The 17,755-nt window shown below is 69.2% G+C and carries 16 protein-coding genes, 1 pseudogene and 1 riboswitch; of the genes and pseudogenes, 5 read left to right on the top strand and 12 right to left on the bottom strand.

Going from position 1 to position 17,755, the window contains the following annotated elements:
* Positions 1–159: 159 nt before the first annotated feature.
* A riboswitch (SAM riboswitch) is annotated at positions 160–277 on the bottom strand.
* A 92-nt stretch (positions 278–369) separates the two neighbouring features.
* The 5 genes from trpD to ctaE form a co-directional block, all read right to left on the bottom strand.
* Positions 370–1,434: an anthranilate phosphoribosyltransferase gene (trpD, locus tag OO62_RS30345; RefSeq protein ID WP_033270845.1), complete on the bottom strand. Its 1,065-nt coding sequence runs from the start codon at positions 1,432–1,434 to the stop codon at positions 370–372.
* A 140-nt stretch (positions 1,435–1,574) separates the two neighbouring features.
* The gene (gene qcrB, locus OO62_RS30340) at positions 1,575–3,212 is read right to left on the bottom strand and encodes a cytochrome bc1 complex cytochrome b subunit (RefSeq protein WP_033270844.1); all 1,638 of its coding nucleotides are present in this window, start codon (positions 3,210–3,212) and stop codon (positions 1,575–1,577) included.
* Positions 3,209–4,273 carry a cytochrome bc1 complex Rieske iron-sulfur subunit gene (gene qcrA, locus OO62_RS30335; RefSeq protein WP_033270843.1) on the bottom strand — a complete coding sequence of 355 codons (1,065 nt, stop codon included), beginning with the start codon at positions 4,271–4,273 and terminating at the stop codon, positions 3,209–3,211. The genes qcrB and qcrA overlap by 4 nt, the downstream gene beginning before the upstream one ends.
* The gene (gene qcrC, locus OO62_RS30330; RefSeq protein ID WP_033270842.1) at positions 4,270–5,079 is read right to left on the bottom strand and encodes a cytochrome bc1 complex diheme cytochrome c subunit; all 810 of its coding nucleotides are present in this window, start codon (positions 5,077–5,079) and stop codon (positions 4,270–4,272) included. The genes qcrA and qcrC overlap by 4 nt, the downstream gene beginning before the upstream one ends.
* 87 nt (positions 5,080–5,166) lie before the next feature.
* The gene (gene ctaE / locus OO62_RS30325; RefSeq protein ID WP_033270841.1) at positions 5,167–5,787 is read right to left on the bottom strand and encodes an aa3-type cytochrome oxidase subunit III; all 621 of its coding nucleotides are present in this window, start codon (positions 5,785–5,787) and stop codon (positions 5,167–5,169) included.
* A gap of 274 nt (positions 5,788–6,061) precedes the next feature.
* Between ctaE and OO62_RS30320 the strand changes: the two genes are divergently transcribed.
* Positions 6,062–6,463: a DNA-binding transcriptional response regulator gene (locus OO62_RS30320; protein WP_033270840.1), complete on the top strand. Its 402-nt coding sequence runs from the start codon at positions 6,062–6,064 to the stop codon at positions 6,461–6,463.
* A gap of 47 nt (positions 6,464–6,510) precedes the next feature.
* On the opposite strand, the gene OO62_RS30315 is transcribed toward OO62_RS30320, so the two are convergent.
* From OO62_RS30315 to ctaC, 4 genes and pseudogenes are all read right to left on the bottom strand, one after another.
* Positions 6,511–7,785: a L,D-transpeptidase gene (locus OO62_RS30315; protein WP_228332418.1), complete on the bottom strand. Its 1,275-nt coding sequence runs from the start codon at positions 7,783–7,785 to the stop codon at positions 6,511–6,513.
* A 145-nt stretch (positions 7,786–7,930) separates the two neighbouring features.
* On the bottom strand, positions 7,931–8,329 hold the full coding sequence (locus OO62_RS30310; protein ID WP_033270838.1) for a cytochrome c oxidase subunit 4: 399 nt from the start codon (positions 8,327–8,329) through the stop codon (positions 7,931–7,933).
* A pseudogene (locus OO62_RS39175) lies at positions 8,326–9,536 on the bottom strand (cytochrome c oxidase subunit I). Before OO62_RS39175 ends, OO62_RS30310 begins: the two are co-directional and overlap by 4 nt.
* A complete protein-coding gene (ctaC, locus tag OO62_RS30300) occupies positions 9,533–10,495 on the bottom strand; it encodes an aa3-type cytochrome oxidase subunit II (RefSeq protein ID WP_030415449.1) in 963 nt (320 codons plus the stop codon). The pseudogene OO62_RS39175 and the gene ctaC overlap by 4 nt, the downstream one beginning before the upstream one ends.
* 269 nt (positions 10,496–10,764) lie before the next feature.
* Between ctaC and OO62_RS30295 the strand changes: the two genes are divergently transcribed.
* Positions 10,765–12,186 (top strand): cysteine desulfurase/sulfurtransferase TusA family protein, encoded by a 1,422-nt coding sequence (locus tag OO62_RS30295; RefSeq protein WP_033270836.1) that lies wholly within the window; start codon positions 10,765–10,767, stop codon positions 12,184–12,186.
* Between the two features lie 18 nt (positions 12,187–12,204).
* Here OO62_RS30295 and OO62_RS30290 read toward each other — a convergent pair whose 3' ends face one another.
* The gene (locus OO62_RS30290) at positions 12,205–13,179 is read right to left on the bottom strand and encodes a carbohydrate kinase family protein (protein ID WP_033270835.1); all 975 of its coding nucleotides are present in this window, start codon (positions 13,177–13,179) and stop codon (positions 12,205–12,207) included.
* A 159-nt stretch (positions 13,180–13,338) separates the two neighbouring features.
* Here OO62_RS30290 and OO62_RS30285 point away from each other — a divergent pair, with 159 nt between their 5' ends.
* Both OO62_RS30285 and OO62_RS30280 read left to right on the top strand, forming a co-directional pair.
* Positions 13,339–13,566 carry a hypothetical protein gene (locus OO62_RS30285; RefSeq protein ID WP_033270834.1) on the top strand — a complete coding sequence of 76 codons (228 nt, stop codon included), beginning with the start codon at positions 13,339–13,341 and terminating at the stop codon, positions 13,564–13,566.
* 149 nt (positions 13,567–13,715) lie between these two features.
* Positions 13,716–15,212 (top strand): hypothetical protein, encoded by a 1,497-nt coding sequence (locus tag OO62_RS30280; RefSeq protein WP_033270833.1) that lies wholly within the window; start codon positions 13,716–13,718, stop codon positions 15,210–15,212.
* A gap of 86 nt (positions 15,213–15,298) precedes the next feature.
* Here the strand turns inward: OO62_RS30280 and OO62_RS30275 are convergent, their stop codons facing one another.
* Positions 15,299–15,655 (bottom strand): HesB/IscA family protein, encoded by a 357-nt coding sequence (locus tag OO62_RS30275; protein WP_033270832.1) that lies wholly within the window; start codon positions 15,653–15,655, stop codon positions 15,299–15,301.
* A 265-nt stretch (positions 15,656–15,920) separates the two neighbouring features.
* Between OO62_RS30275 and nadA the strand changes: the two genes are divergently transcribed.
* On the top strand, positions 15,921–17,120 hold the full coding sequence (nadA, locus tag OO62_RS30270; RefSeq protein ID WP_033270831.1) for a quinolinate synthase NadA: 1,200 nt from the start codon (positions 15,921–15,923) through the stop codon (positions 17,118–17,120).
* A gap of 51 nt (positions 17,121–17,171) precedes the next feature.
* Here the strand turns inward: nadA and OO62_RS30265 are convergent, their stop codons facing one another.
* Positions 17,172–17,633 (bottom strand): hypothetical protein, encoded by a 462-nt coding sequence (locus OO62_RS30265; protein WP_033270830.1) that lies wholly within the window; start codon positions 17,631–17,633, stop codon positions 17,172–17,174.
* Positions 17,634–17,755 lie beyond the last annotated feature (122 nt).

Below are 17,755 nucleotides of genomic sequence, written 5' to 3'. Positions count from 1 at the left end.
GCGAATTCGCTGCGGGAAGGCGCGTGACAGGGTGTGCGGAAGCGCACGGCGCGGCGGCGCAGCGTGAAGGAAAAAGGGTGCGGAAAAGGGGCCGTCGAGCCCTATCGCATTCGCTGATTCACGGAAGTTCTCCCTCGGGGACCAGGATCCCTGGCGAGGGATCCGCGCTTGCCGCAGACCTCGCTGCCTGCGGCCTGGTCATCACCCGGGGCACCCCGCCACGGAAGGAGGGTTGCCGGACAGCGGGCCGGGGCCTGTGTCGCTGTCACTCGTGACCTGCGCAGAATCATGCCACACGAGCAATGACGCGCAAGGGCTCAGTCCAGATGACGGACTGAGCCCTGGGTCACACCCTGCGTCACCGGCCGCTCAGGCGTTGCTGGCGGCCACCCAGCGCTCCAGCGCCCGCTTGGCGGCGCCGGAGTCGATCGAGGCGGCGGCCTTCGCCATGCCGGCCCTGATCTGGTCGGCCAGCGGCTCCCCGGACGGCTCCAGCGCGACCAGGGCCGCCGCGGAGTTCAGCAGCACCGCGTCGCGTACCGGACCGGTCTCGCCGTCCAGCAGGCGCCGGGCGACATCGGCGTTGTACGAGGCGTCCGCACCGCGCAGGGCCTCCACGGGCACCAGCGGGATACCGACGTCACGCGGGTCGAAGGGCTCCTCGTGCACCGCGCCGTCCCGCACGATCCACACCCGCGAGGTCGCGGTCGTGGTCAGCTCGTCCAGGCCGTCGTCGCCGCGGAAGACCAGCGCCGAGGAGCCGCGCTCGGCGAGCACCCCGGCCAGGATCGGCGCCATCCGGGCGTCCGCGACGCCGGTCGCCTGGGCGCGGACCCGGGCGGGGTTGGTCAGCGGGCCCAGCACGTTGAAGGTGGTGCGGATGCCGAGCTGGCCGCGGGCGTTGGCGACGTGCCGCAGCGAGGGGTGGAACTTCACGGCGAAGCAGAAGGTGATGCCCGCCTCCTGCGCGACCTCGACGACCCGCCGCGGGGTGAGGTCGAGGTTGACGCCGAGCTTCTCCAGGACGTCGGAGGCGCCGCTGGCCGAGGAGGCGGCGCGGTTGCCGTGCTTGACGACCTTGGCGCCGGTCCCGGCGACCACGATGGAGGACATCGTGGAGATGTTGACGGTCTTGGCGCCGTCGCCGCCGGTGCCGACGATGTCGACGCTGGGGCCGGGCACCTCGATCAGCCGGGCGTGCTCGTACATGGTCCGGACGAGTCCGGAGATCTCCGCGACGGTCTCGCCCTTGGCGCGCAGGGCCACCACGAACCCGGCGATCTGGGCGTCGCCGGCCTCGCCCCGCATGATCTTGTCCATCGCCCAGGCGGTGTCGTCGGCGGAGAGGTCACGGCCGTCGAGCAGGGCGTTCAGGATGCCGGGCCAGGTGTGGGCCGCCACGCTGTCGCCGCCTGCCGGGGTCACAACGTTCATGGTCCACGCTCCTGATGTCTGTCCTGCTTATGCCGTCACCCTATCGAGACGGCAGGCATGCCGGAGGGCCCCGTTCGATGCTCGGACGGGGCCCTCTGGGTGGCGTACTACCTACGGTGCGCTACGAGGCGCACGGGGGATCAGTGGTGGCCGTGGCCGCTGCTGATCTCCTTGTATTCCTCCACCGTGGGCTTGGGAATGACGTTGTCCTCTTCGTAGTAGGCCCGCGAGAGCCTGGCGCGCAGCTTCTGCGTCAGCTTCAGCTTTCGCTCCACGCCGTTCTCGTCGACCTCCGGACCCAGCTCGAGCGGCTTGGGCTGCTCGTGCTGCGTGAGGACGTGCAGCTGCTCCTGGTCGAGCGGCTCGTGGACCTCGATGAACTCACCGTGCGGCAGACGCTTGATGATGCCGGTCTCGCGACCGTGCAGCACCTTGTCGCGGTCGCGCCGCTGCAGGCCCATGCAGATCCGCTTGGTGGCGATGAAGCCCAGCACCGGCCCGACGAAGAACGCGATCCGGACGAACCAGGTGATCGAGTTGATCGACAGGTGGAAGTGGGTCGCCCACAGGTCGTTGCCGCCACCGATCAGCATCACGAAGTACGCGATCAGCCAGGCCACACCGAAGCCGGTGCGGGTGGGCACGTTGCGCGGGCGGTCCAGGATGTGGTGCTCGCGCTTGTCGCCGCGGACCCAGGACTCGACGAACGGGTAGACCGCGATGGCGACCAGGACCAGGGGGAAGATCAGGATCGGGATCAGCACGCCGAAGTTGACGGTGTGGCCCCAGAAGTTCCACTCCCAGCCCGGCATGACGCGCACCAGGCCCTCGGCGAAGCCCATGTACCAGTCCGGCTGCGCACCAGTGGAGACCTGGTCCGGCCGGTACGGCCCTATGGCCCACACGGGGTTGATGCTGGCGATCGCGGCGATCGCCGAGATCACACCGAAGACCAGGAAGAAGAAGCCTCCGGCCTTGGCCATGTAGACCGGCATCAGCGGCATGCCCACGACGTTGTCGTTGGTCTTGCCGGCCCCGGGGAACTGGGTGTGCTTGTGGTAGAAGACCAGGATCAGGTGCGCGACCAGCAGGCCGAGCATGATGCCGGGCAGCAGCAGCACGTGGACGGTGAAGAACCTCGGGATGATGTCGTGCCCGGGGAACTCGCCCCCGAAGATGAACATCTGCAGGTACGAACCGACCAGCGGCATCGCCAGGATGACGCCCTCGATGAACCGCACGCCGGTGCCGGAGAGCAGGTCGTCGGGGAGCGAGTAACCGGTGAAGCCGGTGAACATGCCCAGCACGAACAGCAGGAAGCCGAACAGCCAGTTGACCTCACGCGGCTTGCGGAAGGCGCCGGTGAAGAACACCCGCATCATGTGGACCATCATCGCGGCCAGGAAGACCAGCGCGGCCCAGTGGTGGATCTGCCGGATGAGCAGACCACCGCGGACGTCGAAGCTGATGTCCAGCGTCGACTCGAACGCCTGGGTCATCCGGATTCCCTGCATGGGCACGTAGGAACCGTGATAGGTCACCTCGGCCATGCTCGGGTGGAAGAACAGCGTCAGATAGACACCGGTCAGGATGATGATGACGAAGCTGTAGAGCGCGACCTCACCCAGCATGAAGGACCAGTGGTCCGGGAAGATCTTGCGCAGGTTGGACTTGGCGAGGCTGTAGATGCCCAGCCGGCCGTCCGCCCAGTCGGCGATCCGCTCACCCCGTGGCGCCGGGCCACGGCGCGTGGTGGTCGCGGTTGTCTCGTTACTCATCCGCGCTCCCAGAAGCTCGGGCCGACGGGCTCCGCGAAGCTGCTAGCGGCCTCGAGGAAGCCGTCCTTCACCGTGATGTGCAGCTGCGGCAGGGCGTGACCGGCCGGACCGAAGATCACCCGACCGCCGTCGGACAGGTCGAAGGTCGACTGGTGGCAGGGGCAGAGCACGTGGTGCGTCTGCTGCTCGTACAGGCTGATCGGGCAACCCACGTGGGTGCAGATCTTCGAGTACGCCACGATGCCCTCGTGGGACCAGGCGAGTTCCTTCTTGTCCTTGATGTCCTGCGGCTGGATCCGCACGAGCATCAGGGCGTCCTTGGCGATCTTCTCGTTGAAGTCCTCCTGGTCCTCCTCCAGGCCCTCGGGCTTGGCGAAGGTCAGGGAGCCGACCGCGATGTCCTCGGGACGCAGCGGAAGGTTCGTGGACTGGTTGACGAGCCGGACGCCCTTCTTCCAGTTGGTGGTCCGCAGCTTGGTGCCGGGCAGCGGGCCGAGGTCACGCAGCAGGACGACCCCGGAGAGCGGCACCAGGGCCAGCGCGCCGAACATCGTGTTGCGGATCAGCTTGCGGCGGCCGAACTGCGACTCCTCCGCGCCCATCTTGAAGTCGGCCAGGACCTTGGCCTTGACCTCGGGCTCGGCCTCGATCGGGTGACGGTCGTCGGCGACCTCCACGTCCGACATCAGCGTGCGGGCCCAGTGGACCGCGCCGGCGCCGATGCAGAAGAGGGCGGCACCCAGCGTCAGGCCCAGCGCGAAGTTCAGCGCGCTGATGTGCCCGATCGGCCAGATGTAGACGATCTTGTCGATCGGGATCGCCACGTACGCGGCGATGAAGCCGACCGTCGCGATCATGGACACCAGGAAGAGCAGGGCGACCGTGCGCTCGGAGCGCCGGGCGGCCCGGTCGTCGATGTCCTGCGCGCGGTGCTCGTGGGCCGGCAGCCCCGGGTCGGCGAACGGATTGTCCGCCGTGCTCACCGCGCCTTCGTGAGCCGTCTCCCGCTCACCGGGAAGAATTTCTTCTGGCACGTCTTCGTGTCGTCCAGTCTCGCTCATGACTTCTTGGCCTTCGTAGTCCGGGCTGCGACCCAGATGGCGACCGCGACCAGCGCGCCCAGGCCGAAGATGTAGCCGAAGAGACCCTCACTGACCGGGCCGAGACCGCCGAGGTCGAGGCCGCCGGGGCTCTCGGATTCATCGCCGTTGACGGCGCCGAGGTACGCGATGATGTCCTTCTTGTTCTGCTTGCTCAGCGAGCCGTCACCGAAGGAGGGCATGTTCTGCGGGCCGGTTTCCATGGCCTCGTAGATGTGCTTCGGGTCCACGCCCTCGAGCGTCGGTGCGAACTTGCCGTCGGTGAGGGCACCGCCCTTACCGGTGAAGTTGTGGCACTGCGCGCAGTTGGTGCGGAACAGCTCGCCGCCCTTGCCGATGTTGGCACCGTCGGAGCTGTACTGAGACTTCTCCGGGACGGACGGGCCGGGGCCCAGCGAGGCCACGTACGCCGCCAGCTGCTCGCGCTGGGCGTCGTTGTAGATCGGCTTCTTCCGCGGCACCTGGGCGCCGGGCTGCTGGGCGGGCATACGGCCGGTACCGACCTGGAAGTCAACGGCTGCGGCGCCGACGCCGACCAGGCTCGGGCCGTCGGTCGTACCCTGACCGCCGGAGCCGTGGCAGCTTGCGCAGCCGACGGCATAGAGCTTCTTGCCCTCCTTGATGGCAAGGGACTGGGCGGTGTCATCGGCCTGAGCCTTGTCCGCCGGCGCGAACGCGGCGTACAGCCCCCCGGTGACCGCCAGCGCGAAGAGTAGGACGACGAGCGCCGCCAGCGGATGGCGCCGTCGTGCGGAGAGCTTTTTCACGGATTACCCCGGTGTCAGGATCTTCTGCGTCGATGCTTTGGCTATGTCTGTCTGATGTGCGGACCCGGCAACCAGGCCCGGTACCGGTTACCGGATCAGGTAGATCGTGGCGAAGAGGCCGATCCAGACGACATCGACGAAGTGCCAGTAGTAGGACACAACGATGGCCGCGGTGGCCTGCGTGTGGGTGAACCTCTTGGCCGCGTACGTCCTGCCCAGGACCAGCAGGAAGGCGATCAGACCGCCCGTCACGTGCAGTCCGTGGAAACCGGTGGTCAGGTAGAACACCGAGCCGTACGGGCCGGACGAGAGCGACAGGCCCTCGTGCTTGACCAGCTCCGTGTACTCGAAGACCTGACCGCCGATGAAGATCGCACCCATGATGAAGGTGACCACGAACCACGCGCGGAGCTTCTTGACATCGCCGCGCTCGGCCGCGAAAACGCCGAGCTGGCAGGTCAGTGAGCTGAGCACCAGGATCGTGGTGTTGGTCGCGGAGAACGGAAGATTCAGCGCACTGGCGGATTCCTTCCAATACGCGGATCCGGTCACCGATCGAAGGGTGAAGTACATCGCGAAGAGGGCCGCGAAGAACATCAGCTCGGAACTCAGCCAGATGATGGTTCCGACGCTGGTGAGGTTCGGCCGATTGACCGACGGGTGCGCGTGCCCGGTTTCTACTGTCGTTGCTGTCGCCACGACCGACATTATGTCGGTCGCTTATCCCGCCCTCACTCCGGGGGGTGCCGTTCGGTGTGTCAAGGACGTATGCCCTGCTCGTACGGACCGTTTCGGCAGTCGCCCGAAGGGGGGAAGCCGACCGGACGCGGCGGCCCGCCCGGCCCCCGGATGCCGGTCCTGACGGGCTGTCGGGCAGATCTTGGATCCGCTCAACCCCTCCTGCGCCATGGGGCCGCGGGAGTAGCATCCGGCCCAAGAGCGCCACCCGAGGCTCTGCCGCTACGAGGAGCGTGGAGGAACGATGCAGGCGACTGCCACGGTGCTGGTCTACAGCGACAACGCCCACACCCGCGAGCAGGTCCGGCTGGCGGCCGGACGGCGCCCCGCCGCCGATGTCCCGCAGATCGAGATCCTGGAGTGCGCCACCGCGCCCGCGGTCCTCGAAGCCCTGGACCAGGGCGGTATCGACGTCTGCGTGCTGGACGGCGAGACCGCGCCGGCGGGCGGGATGGGTGTCTGCCGGCAGATCAAGGACGAGATCTTCCGGTGCCCGCCGGTGCTGCTGCTGATCGGCCGCCCCCAGGACGCCTGGCTGGCCACCTGGAGCCGGGCGGACGCGGCGGTGCCGCACCCGATCGACCCGATGGCCTTTGCCGACGCCCTGGCGGGGCTGCTGCGCCGCAAGAACCTCGTGCAGACCTGAGCGGCGGGCCCGGCCCCGGACGGGGCCTGGGCGGCCGCTGAGCGGGCTCAGATCCGAGGGCGGAGCCGGGCGTCGCTGCCGGGGTCCTGCTGGCGCTCTGCGGCGCCTGTGGTGCTGCCGGCCTTGTTCTTCAGCGCGCTGCCGGCCCGCCATTCCTTCCAGGGCATGTTCCAGTCGCCGAAGCCGTTGTCGAACGGCGTCATGGTGTCCCCGCCGCTGTTGATGACGGTGACCAGGTCGCCGACCCGCACGGTGTTGAAGAACCACTGGGCGTTGCCGGTGGACATGCCCGTACAGCCGTGGCTGACGTTCGCCGCGCCCTGCGATCCGACGGACCAGGGTGCGGCGTGGACGTACTCACCGCTCCACGTCACCCGGGTGGCCCAGTAGACCGGCAGGTCGTAGGAGTCGGAGCTGCCGGCGGCGATGCCGACGGTCGAACTGCGCATCCGTACGAAGCTCTCCTTGCCGAGCACGACCTTGACGCCGTTGCGGGTGGAGAAGCCGGGCTTGCCGGTGGTCACCGGGATGGTGTTGATCGACTGGCCGTTGCGCTTGACCGTCATCTGGTGCGCCGCCGCGTCGGTGACGGCCTCCACACGGTCGCCGGTAGTGAGCTTGATGGGCTTGGACTGGCCGCCGTAGAGCCCCTTGGCGATCTTCAGGCCGGTGAGGTTGCTGTGCACCGAGATGGTGGCGTGGGCAGGCCAGTACTCCTTCGGGCGGAAGTGCAGCTTCTTGTCGTCCACCCAGTGCCAGGAGCCCTCGACGCGGGGCATCGAGTCGACCTTCAGGGCGCTCTCGACGACGGCCCGGGCCTTGGCGTCCTTGATGGGCTGGCTCAGCTCGGCGGTGACCGGCTGGCCGACGCCGTACTCGCCGCTCTCCGGGCCGAAGGTCGCGGTCAACTGGCCGTCCGCGTCGGTGGTGTTGACCACCAGCGTCTTGCGGCCGGGCGAGCCGTCCTCGTCCTCGGTGTCGACCCGCACCGTGTAGCGGGTGCCGGCGGCCAGTGGCGCGGTGGTGCGCCAGTGCCGGCCGTCGGCGCTCAGTTCGCCGCGGATGAAGCGGCCGGTGGAATCGGTGGCGGTGACGTCCGTGATCCGGGCGTCGGAGTCCTTGACGGAGACCTCAAGCGGCTTGTCGGGGTCCGCTTTCTTCTTGCCGTCAGGGGTGTTGGCGGTGATCTGGTCGCTCGCGTCATAGGGATTGGCGGAGAGCTGTTCCGACGCCGAGCCCCCGCACGCGGCGGTGCTCACCGCGAGGGGCACGAGCAGGAGGCCGCAGCTCAGCACCGTCCGGGTTCGAGGTCTGTAACTCATGCCCCAAAAGTACGAAGAATCACCACCCCCAGCGCGCTGGAGGACTGCAAACGGGTCTGCCCCGCGCCGCCAAACGGGGCAGGCCCGGACACCTGTTGAGGTGTCCGGGCCTGCCGTACGGCGTGTCAGCCGTGCTTTTTGCCGCTCACTGGGTGCGGTTCTCGCCGCGGTAGTACTCGAAGACCCAGCCGAAGAGGCCGACGAGGATCACCGGGGCCGAGAAGTACAGCAGCCACCAGCCGAAGACGACGCCCAGGAAGGCCAGCGCACCGCCGACCGCCAGGGACAGCGGCTGCCAGCTGTGCGGGCTGAAGAAGCCCAGCTCACCGGCGTCGTCCGAGACCTCGGCGTCCTCGTTGTCCTGGGCACCCGCGTCGACCCGCCGGGCCGTGAAGGCCAGGTAGTAGCCGACCATGATGCACAGGCCGAAGGCGAGGAAGAGCGCCGTGGTGCCCGCCGGCTCCTTCGACCAGAGGCCGTAGACGACGGCCATGGCCAGCACGAAGACCGAGAGCCAGATGAACATCTTGCCCTGGATTCTCACTTGCCCGCCTCCTTGCCGCCGGCGAGGGACTTGTCATCCGCCGCGCCGTGACCGTTGTGCAGCGCGTCGAGGGCCGCGATCTCCGGATGGTGCAGATCGAACGCCGGGGATTCGGAGCGAATCCGGGGCAGGGTGAGGAAGTTGTGCCGCGGCGGCGGGCAGGAGGTCGCCCACTCCAGCGAACGGCCGTAGCCCCACGGGTCGTCGACCTCGATCTTCTTGCCGTACTTCGCCGTCTTCCAGACGTTGTACATGAAGGGCAGGATCGACAGGCCCAGCAGGAACGAGCTGATCGTCGAGATGGTGTTCAGCGTCGTGAAGCCGTCGGCCGGAAGTACGAGTCGGAGATGTGGAAGTCCATCGGCGGCGAGGCCAGGATGACACCGGTCAGACCACCGAAGGTGAAGGTGATCAGGAAGCCGACCGCCCAGAGCATCGGCGTCTCGAAGGACAGCGAGCCCTTCCACATCGTGCCGATCCAGTTGAAGAACTTCACACCGGTCGGAACGGCGATGAGGAACGTCATGAAGGAGAAGAACGGCAGCAGCACGCCGCCGGTGACGTACATGTGGTGCGCCCACACCGTGACCGAAAGGCCGGCGATCGAAATCGTCGCCGCGATCAGACCGATGTAACCGAACATCGGCTTCCGGGAGAACACCGGAATGACCTCGGAAGGCCAGCAGGACCAGCACACCGGTCAGCAGCACGTTCCAGGTGAAGATCGGCATCCGGAACATCGTCATGCCAGGCGCACGCATGCAGATGATCGTGGTGATGAAGTTGACCGAACCGAGGATGGTGCCGAAGCCGGAGAAGGCCAGACCCATGATCCACATGTCGGCGCCGACGCCCGGCGAGCGGACCGCGTCCGACAGCGGGGAGTAGGGTTCGCGAAACCGGCGAACAGCGGCGTCGCGAACATCAGCAGCATGATCGTGCCGTGCATCGTGAACGCCTGGTTGAACTGCTCGTTCGACATGATCTGCGTGCCGGGACGGGCCAGCTCGGCGCGCATCAGCAGCGCCATCAGGCCGCCGACGCAGAAGAACGCGAACGACGTGACCAGGTACATCGTGCCGATGGTCTTGTGGTCAGTGGTCGTCAGCCACTTCACGGCAGCGATACCGGGTTGCTTCTTGCGTACGGGCGGTGCTGCCGGAGCCGTATCGGCGGCGGCACCCTGAGGTTCGTTGAGGATGCTCACTGGTTCTTCGTCTCCGCATTCCTGGCGTGATCCGTCTGCTTGATGCCCGACGGCAGGTATCCGGTCTGGCCCTTCTTCGCCAGGTCCTTCAGGTGTGCCCGGTAACGCTCGGGGGACACGACCTTGACGTTGAAGAGCATCCGGGAGTGGTCGACGCCGCAGAGCTCGGCGCACTTGCCCATGAAGGTGCCCTCCTTGTTGGGAGTCACCTCGAAGACGTTGGTGTGGCCCGGAATGACGTCCTGCTTCATCAGGAACGGCACCACCCAGAAGGAGTGGATGACGTCACGAGAGGTCAGCACGAACTGGACCGTCTCGCCCTTCGGCAGCCACAGGGTGGGACCGGGGTTACCGGTCTGCGGGTTCCGCTCGCCCGGGGTACCCGTGTCGTAGACACCGTCGGCACCGGCCGGCGCGGTCTTCTTCCACTTGTCCGGGATGGCGGAGAGCGCGCTGGAGTTGATGTTCGTGGTCGACTTGTTGCCGTCCACGTTCTCCAGGTAGTTGAACGCCCAGCTCCACTGGAAGCCCACCACGTTGACGACGTGGTCCGGCTTCTTGGAAGTCTTGAGGAGCGCGCTCTCATCACGCGCGGTGAAGTAGAACAGCACCGCGATGATGATGAAGGGGACGATCGTGTACAACGCCTCGATCGGCATGTTGTACCGGGTCTGCGCGGGGACCTCCACCTTGGTCCTGCTGCGGCGGTGGAAGATCACGCTCCAAATGATCAGGCCCCACACCAGCACGCCCGTTGCGAGGGCGGCGGCCCAGGAGCCCTGCCAAAGAGAGAGGATCCGCGGCGCCTCGTCGGTGACGGGCGTTGGCATGCCGAGGCGGGGGAAGTCCTTATATGTGCAACCAGTAGCGGTCGCCAGGACCAGGCCCGCAGCAAGCACCTGCGGCAGCTTCCGCCGCATCGGGCGCCGCGACGAGCGGTCGGAGCCGTTGGGACTCACGTAGCGCCTTCCCGAGAGTCTCGCCCGCGCGGTCGGCTGCGGCCTTACTCGCTGGTCGGTCGCCGCCCTGCGTCGGGCAGGGGTTTGGATGTTTATGCGGACCAAACCCTACTGGACGCTATTTGGGGTCGCGCGGGGAGGGTGCCCAACGCGCCGCGCAGCACCCCTAAGGGGTGGCCGGGGCGTCCCCGAGCCGCCGCCCGAACGCCCGAATACCCGCTTCCACCAGGCATCTGACGGCGCGCCGGTGCTGGGCTAACGTCTCGTACGTGCCCTACTTCGACGCCGCGTCCGCCGCCCCCCTGCACCCCGTCGCCCGCGAGGCCCTGCTCGCCTCGCTGGACGAGGGCTGGGCCGATCCGGCCCGCCTCTACCGCGAAGGGCGCCGCGCCCGGCTGTTGCTGGACGCCGCCCGGGAGGCCGCGGCCGAGGCCGTCGGCTGTCGTCCGGACGAGCTGGTTTTCACCCCATCGGGGACACATGCGGTGCATTCGGGAGTGTCCGGCGTGCTGGCGGCCCGCCGGCGTGCCGGCCGCCGGCTGGTGCACTCCGCCGTGGAGCACTCCTCCGTCCTGCATGCCGCGGAGGTCCACGAGGCGGCCGGCGGCACCCGTGCGGAGGTGGCCGTGAACGGCGCCGGGCGGGTGGCGGCCGGTGACGTGGCCGCGGCGCTCACCGGGGACACGGCGCTGGTCGCCGTGCAGTCCGCCAATCACGAGGTGGGGACGGAACAGCCGGTCGAGGAGGTGGCCGGGCTGTGCCAGGAGGCCGGGGTGCCGCTGCTGGTGGACGCCGCGCAGTCGCTGCCGTGGGGGCAGGTGCCCGGCGCCTGGTCGGTGCTGGCGGCCAGCGCGCACAAGTGGGGCGGCCCGCCCGGAGTGGGGCTGCTCGTGGTCCGCAAGGGGACCCGGTTCGCGCCCCAGGGACCGGCGGACGAGCGGGAGTCGGGCCGCAGCGCCGGGTTCGAGAACCTTCCGGCGATCGTGGCGGCCGCGGCGTCGCTGCGTGCCCTGCGGGGCCCGGAGACGTCCGCCGAGGCGAGCCGGCTGCGGGCGCTGGTGGACCGGATCCGGGCGCGGGTGCCGGAGCTGGTCCCGGACGTGGAGGTGGTCGGCGATCCGGTGCACCGCCTCCCCCATCTGGTCACCTTCTCCTGTCTCTATGTCGACGGGGAGACCTTGCTGGGCGAGCTCGACCGGGCCGGCTTCTCCGTCTCGTCCGGGTCGTCCTGTACGTCGAGCACGCTGATCCCGAGCCATGTGCTGCGGGCGATGGGCGTGCTCTCCGAGGGGAACGTCCGGGTGTCGCTGCCGTACGGCACGGCCGAGGCGGAGGTGGAGCGGTTCCTGGAGGTGCTGCCGGGGCTGGTGCGGTCGGTGCGGGAGCGGCTGGGGGTGCCCGCGAGGCCGGTGGAGGCCGCGCCGGCCGGGGCCGCCGGACCGGAGGCCGCGCCGGCCGCCGGGCCCGGGGACCTGGTCGTCGACGCGCTCGGCAAGCGCTGCCCGATCCCCGTCATCGAGCTGGCGAAGGTGATCGGCCGGGTGCCGGTCGGCGGGACGGTGACGGTGCTCTCCGACGACGAGGCGGCCCAGCAGGACATCCCCGCCTGGTGCACGATGCGCGAGCAGGAGTACGTCGGGGAGCGGGCAGCCGAACGCGGCGCCGCGTATGTGGTGCGGCGCCGCGTCTGACGGGACGGACCGGCCGGTTCAGGCCAGGTGCTGCTGGACCTCGGCGGCGGCCTCGTGGCCGTACGCCTTGGTGAAGCGGTCCATGAAGTGGCTGCGGTGCAGCTCGTACTCCTGGGTGCCGACGGTCTCGATGACGAGGGTGGCCAGCATGCAGCCGATCTGCGCGGCGCGCTCCAGGTCGACGCCCCAGGCCAGGCCGGACAGGAAGCCGGCGCGGAAGGCGTCGCCGACGCCGGTGGGGTCGGCCTTGACCTTCTCCTCGGGGACGCCGACCTCGATGGTGGGCTCACCGACCCGCTCGATGCGGACGCCGTTGGAGCCGAGGGTGGTGACCCGGGTGCCGACCTTGGCGAGGATCTCGTCGGCGGTCCAGCCGGTCTTCGACTCGATGAGGCCCTTCTCGTACTCGTTGGAGAAGAGGTAGCTGGCGCCCTCCATGAGGGTGCGGATGTTCTCGCCGTCCATGCGGGCGATCTGCTGGGAGAAGTCGGCGGCGAAGGGGATGCCGCGGGTCCGGCACTCCTCGGTGTGCCGGATCATCGCCTCGGGGTCGTCCGCGCCGATCAGGACGAGGTCCAGGCCGCCGACCCGCTCGGCCACGTGCTGCAGCTCGATCAGCCGGGCCTCGCTCATCGCGCCGGTGTAGAAGGAGCCGATCTGGTTGTGGTCGGCGTCGGTGGTGCACACGAAGCGGGCGGTGTGCAGGACCTCGGAGATGCGGACGGAGCGGGTGTCGACGCCGTGGCGGTCGAGCCAGGCGCGGTACTCCTCGAAGTCGTTGCCCGCGGCGCCGACCAGGACCGGCTCGATGCCGAGCTGGCCCATGCCGAAGCAGATGTTGGGGGCGACCCCGCCGCGGCGGACGTCGAGCTGGTCGACCAGGAAGGAGAGCGAGACCGTATGCAGCTGGTCGGCCACGAGCTGGTCGGCGAAGCGGCCGGGGAAGGTCATCAGGTGGTCGGTGGCGATGGAGCCGGTGACTGCGATACGCACGACGGGTCTGCTCCTGCGGATGGCGGAGGGACGGGCGGACGTAGAGCAACGCTACCCGGCTGGACGCACGGGCATCCGGTCATCCCGCCCACCCGGAACGAGTGAAACTACCCAATAGTAGGGCTTTCTCCTCGGAACGCGGCTGCGTACGGTGCCCCTATGACCAAGCCTGTGAAAGCCGTCACACCGCGTGTCGCCCCTTCGCACGCCGCGACCGAGCCGGAGTCCCTCGACGAGCTGCGCGGTGACTGCGCGCGGATGTCCGGGCGCTGGAAGACCGGCCGGCACCCGGCTCCGGCGCCGGGCCGGGCGGCCGATCTGCACGGCGTCGAGGTGCCCGCCCGTTCCGCCGCTCTGGTGGAGGGCATGTCCGAGTACGGCGACTGAGCCGACCGGGTGCCGCGGGGTGAGTGGTCGCCCCCCGGCGCCCGTACGGGGACCCTGAGGGAACCGTGTGCGCCCCCGCTCCGTCCCATCGATGTCCGTCCCGAGAGGATGGCACGTCAGATGTTCAGCGGAGGCGAAGGAGCGATGCGGTGAACACCGAGGAGAGCCCTGAGACGCCGGACGGCCCCAAGGAGCGCAGGCGGCGCAGCCCGGTGCTGGTCGCCTCGATGGCCGCCGCGGTGCTGCTGGCCGGGGGCGGCGCGGCGTACTGGGCCTCGTCCGCGTCCAGCGACGAGGGCTCCGGCGGCGCGGGCCCGGGCGGTCCGCCGCCGCTGGCGCTCGACGGCTATACGGGCGGCGGCTCCATAGCCGCCGGGGAGCCGAATCCGCAGGGTGCGAAGTACAAACCGGTCGGCAAGCTGCCGGACGGGCCCTCGTCGGCGCCGGTCTACCGGCCCAAGGGCGAGATCAGCCGGGAGTCGGTGGAACGGCTGGCGAAGGCGCTGGACGTGGCGGGAAAGGTGCGTTCCGAGGGGAGCACCTGGAAGGTCGGCGGACCGACCCGGGACGCCCGTAGCCCGGTCCTCCAGGTGACCAAGACCGGCTCGGGCTCCTGGACGTACTCGCAGTACGGGACCCCGGGCGGCACGAACTGCGCGCTGCCCGCCTCCCCCAAGGGCGACAAGGGCGGCGACGAGGCGTCGAGCCGGCCCGGCTGCCCCTCCTACCGGGGTGGCGGGGACATCACGACCGAGGACGACAGCAGCGGCAAGGGTGCGGTCTCGCCGGCGAAGGCCGAGCAGGCCGTGAAGCCGGTGCTGGCGGCGCTCGGCCAGCAGAACGCGAAGCTGGACGCGAGCGGGCTGTCCGGCGCGGTGCGGATCGTGACCGCGAATCCGGTGCTGGGCGGGCTGCCGACGTACGGCTGGCAGAGCGATCTGCAGGTCGGCTCGGACGGTCAGGTGGTCGGCGGCAGCGGTCAGCTGGCGCATCCGGCGAAGGGCGCGGTGTACCCCGTACTGGGTGCGGAGAAGACCCTGGACCGGCTGAACTCGGGCGGTGGCCGCACCCCGGCCGGCTGCCCCTCGACACCCCCCAAGGGCGAGAAGGGCAACAAGGACGGCTCGATCGCGCCCTGTGAGCCGGCACCGACGAAGGCGGAGAAGCCGGCCGAGGTGACCGGTGCGGTCTTCGGGCTCGCGGTGCAGTACGTGGACGGCGGGCAGGCGCTGGTGCCGTCGTGGCTGTACAAGGTCCGTCAGCCGTCCGCCGGCGGCGCTCCGGACGCTCCCGCGACGATCGTGGCGCAGCCCGCGGTGGACCCGAAGTACCTGGCGCACAAGGACCACACCCCCAAGGGCCCGTCCGGGAAGCCCGGGGCGATGGCGCTGGAGTCCTACGACGTGGGTGACGGCGGCCGGAAGCTGACCGTGCACTTCTGGGGCGGGGTGTGCAGCGTCTACTCGGTGAGCGCCGAGGAGTCGGCCGCCACGGTGAAGACCAAGGTCGTCGGCAAGGACAAGAAGCCGGGCCAGATCTGCGTGAAGATCGCCAAGGAGTTCACCAAGACCGTGACCCTGGAGAAGCCGCTGGACGGCCGGAAGGTGATCGATGTGTCGACCGGTGAGGCCGTGCCGAAGCGCTAGCGGCGTCCGGCAGGCCGCTACGCCGAAGGCGGCGCCCCCACTCGGGGGCGCCGCCTTCGGCGTGTGTGCTCGTCGGCCCGCGACCCTTAGCTGAAGGAGTCGCCGCAGGCGCAGGAGCCGCTGGCGTTCGGGTTGTCGATCGTGAAGCCCTGCTTCTCGATGGTGTCGACGAAGTCGATGGAGGCACCGCCCAGGTAGGGGGCGCTCATCCGGTCGGTGACGACCTTGACGCCGTCGAAGTCCTTGACCACATCGCCGTCGAGCGAACGCTCGTCGAAGAAGAGCTGGTAGCGCAGACCGGAGCAGCCACCGGGCTGAACGGCCACCCGCAGCGCGAGGTCGTCCCGGCCCTCCTGCTCCAGCAGGCTCTTGACCTTCGACGCGGCCGCGTCGGACAGGATGATGCCGTCACTGACGGTGGTCTTCTCGTCCTGCACGCTCATCTACATCTCTCCCGGGTTGTACGGACCGCTTGTCATCGGATGCAACAAGCTGCAACCGGCGTCGCCCCGGATTAATTCCGACCGGGCGCTACTCCTTCATGCTCGCACACCGCCGGCCGGGGACCGGTGGCCCACGGCACATGGCGGAGTGCTGATGCGTCACATCGACACTATGGCCATCGTCAAAGTGACGTGAAGCAGCTATGATAGATAGCGTCAAATAGACGAAAAGGCTGCATCAAGAGCCGTCTGCAGAAAAGAGAGGGTGCGTGTTGTGACCACCGCCCAGCCCCTGGACGTCCAGCCGACCCCGCTGGCGCTGCTCCTCCTCGGCCGTGAGGCCGACCCCAGGAGCGAGCGCGGCGTGGACTGTCCCGGCGACCTGCCGGCCCCGTCGGACCCCGACCTCGTCGAGCGGGCCCGCGCGGCCAAGGCGAAGCTCGGGGACAAGGTCTTCATCCTGGGGCACCACTACCAGCGCGACGAGGTCATCGAGTTCGCCGATGTCACCGGCGACTCCTTCAAGCTCGCGCGGGACGCCGCCGCCCGCCCGGACGCGGAGTACATCGTCTTCTGCGGCGTGCACTTCATGGCCGAGTCCGCGGACATCCTCACCGGCGACGGCCAGCAGGTCATCCTCCCCGACCTCGCCGCCGGCTGCTCGATGGCCGACATGGCGACCGCCGAGCAGGTCGCCGAGTGCTGGGACGTGCTGACCGAGGCCGGCATAGCCGACCAGGTCGTGCCGGTCTCGTACATGAACTCCTCGGCCGACATCAAGGCGTTCACCGGCCGGCACGGCGGCACGATCTGCACCTCCTCCAACGCCAAGCGTGCGCTGGACTGGGCCTTCGAGCAGCGGCCGGCCGGCGACGCGAAGGTGCTGTTCCTGCCCGACCAGCACCTGGGCCGCAACACCGCCGTCCGGGACATGGGCATGTCCCTGGACGACTGCGTGGTCTACAACCCGCACAAGCCGAACGGCGGCCTGACCGCCGAGCAGCTGCGGGACGCCCGCATGATCCTCTGGCGCGGGCACTGCTCGGTGCACGGCCGCTTCTCGCTGGACTCGGTGAACGACGTCCGCGCGCGCATCCCGGACGTGAACGTCCTGGTCCACCCCGAGTGCAAGCACGAGGTCGTGGCGGCGGCGGACCACGTCGGCTCGACGGAGTACATCATCAAGGCCCTGGAGGCCGCCCCGCGCGGCTCGAAGTGGGCCATCGGCACGGAGCTGAACCTCGTCCGCCGGCTGGCGAACCGCTTCGCGGCGGAGGACAAGGAGATCGTCTTCCTCGACAAGACGGTCTGCTTCTGCTCGACGATGAACCGCATCGACCTCCCCCACCTGGTGTGGACGCTGGAGTCGCTGGCGGCCGGCAAGGTCGTCAACCGCATCGAGGTCGACAAGGAGACCGAGCACTTCGCGAAGCTCGCGCTGGAGCGGATGCTGGCGCTCCCGTAGGGGCCGCCGTGGAGCCCCTGCCGCGCCCTGGGCGCCGGCAGGGGCCCGGCGTCAGCTCGCGGCCTCCAGCTTCCAGCTGACCTTGTCGTTGTCCTTGACCGCGGTGCCGCAGGGCCCGGTCGAGATCTTCGTCTTGCCGACGTACGCGTTCCACACCTTGCCGCCGGTCGCCTCGTCGCCGTGGATGCTGTTGACGACGTAGTCCTGCTTGGTGGCGTCCCAGCTCACCCGTACCCCGAAGCCGTAGCGGTCGTCCGCGTCCAGCAGGGCGGTCAGCGGGGTGGGCTTGCCTTCGACCGTGGCGCAGTAGACCCCGCCCTTACCGGTGCGCGCGAACGTCTGGACGAGCCCCACGTTGGCCGTGAAGAGCCCGCCGGAGACGCCCACCCGGACGGCGGCGGTGAGCCCGGTGTCGCCGTCCGCGCCGACGGGCGGAACGGCCACCGGGCCCATGGTGAGGGCCAGCCCGGCGGCGGGCACGAGGACGGCCTTGCCGGCCAGTGCGGAGAGCACGGTTGCCTGCCTTTCGTCGAAGCAGTACGCACAGCTACGTTCGCATCACTCCTCGCATTCCGCGAGCCGGTCACCCGGCCGGCCGCCACCTCGTCGGCCGGCAGGGCCGGCCGGCTCCCCCG

The sequence above is a fragment of the Streptomyces lydicus genome (assembly GCF_000717345.1).
GTDB lineage: Bacteria > Actinomycetota > Actinomycetes > Streptomycetales > Streptomycetaceae > Streptomyces > Streptomyces lydicus.
The sequence above is the reverse complement of the archived record's forward strand: the minus strand, read 5'-3'. Positions and strand labels throughout refer to the sequence as shown.

What these genes read in the sequence shown, in the direction of transcription:
- ctaE (WP_033270841.1), bottom strand. Translation starts at nt 5,787, where the DNA reads ATGTCGGTCGTGGCGACAGCAACGACAGTAGAAACCGGGCACGCGCAC.
- OO62_RS30320 (WP_033270840.1), top strand. Translation starts at nt 6,062, where the DNA reads ATGCAGGCGACTGCCACGGTGCTGGTCTACAGCGACAACGCCCACACC.
- OO62_RS30315 (WP_228332418.1), bottom strand. Translation starts at nt 7,785, where the DNA reads ATGAGTTACAGACCTCGAACCCGGACGGTGCTGAGCTGCGGCCTCCTG.
- trpD (WP_033270845.1), bottom strand. Translation starts at nt 1,434, where the DNA reads ATGAACGTTGTGACCCCGGCAGGCGGCGACAGCGTGGCGGCCCACACC.
- qcrB (WP_033270844.1), bottom strand. Translation starts at nt 3,212, where the DNA reads ATGAGTAACGAGACAACCGCGACCACCACGCGCCGTGGCCCGGCGCCA.
- qcrA (WP_033270843.1), bottom strand. Translation starts at nt 4,273, where the DNA reads ATGAGCGAGACTGGACGACACGAAGACGTGCCAGAAGAAATTCTTCCC.
- OO62_RS30285 (WP_033270834.1), top strand. Translation starts at nt 13,339, where the DNA reads ATGACCAAGCCTGTGAAAGCCGTCACACCGCGTGTCGCCCCTTCGCAC.
- OO62_RS30275 (WP_033270832.1), bottom strand. Translation starts at nt 15,655, where the DNA reads ATGAGCGTGCAGGACGAGAAGACCACCGTCAGTGACGGCATCATCCTG.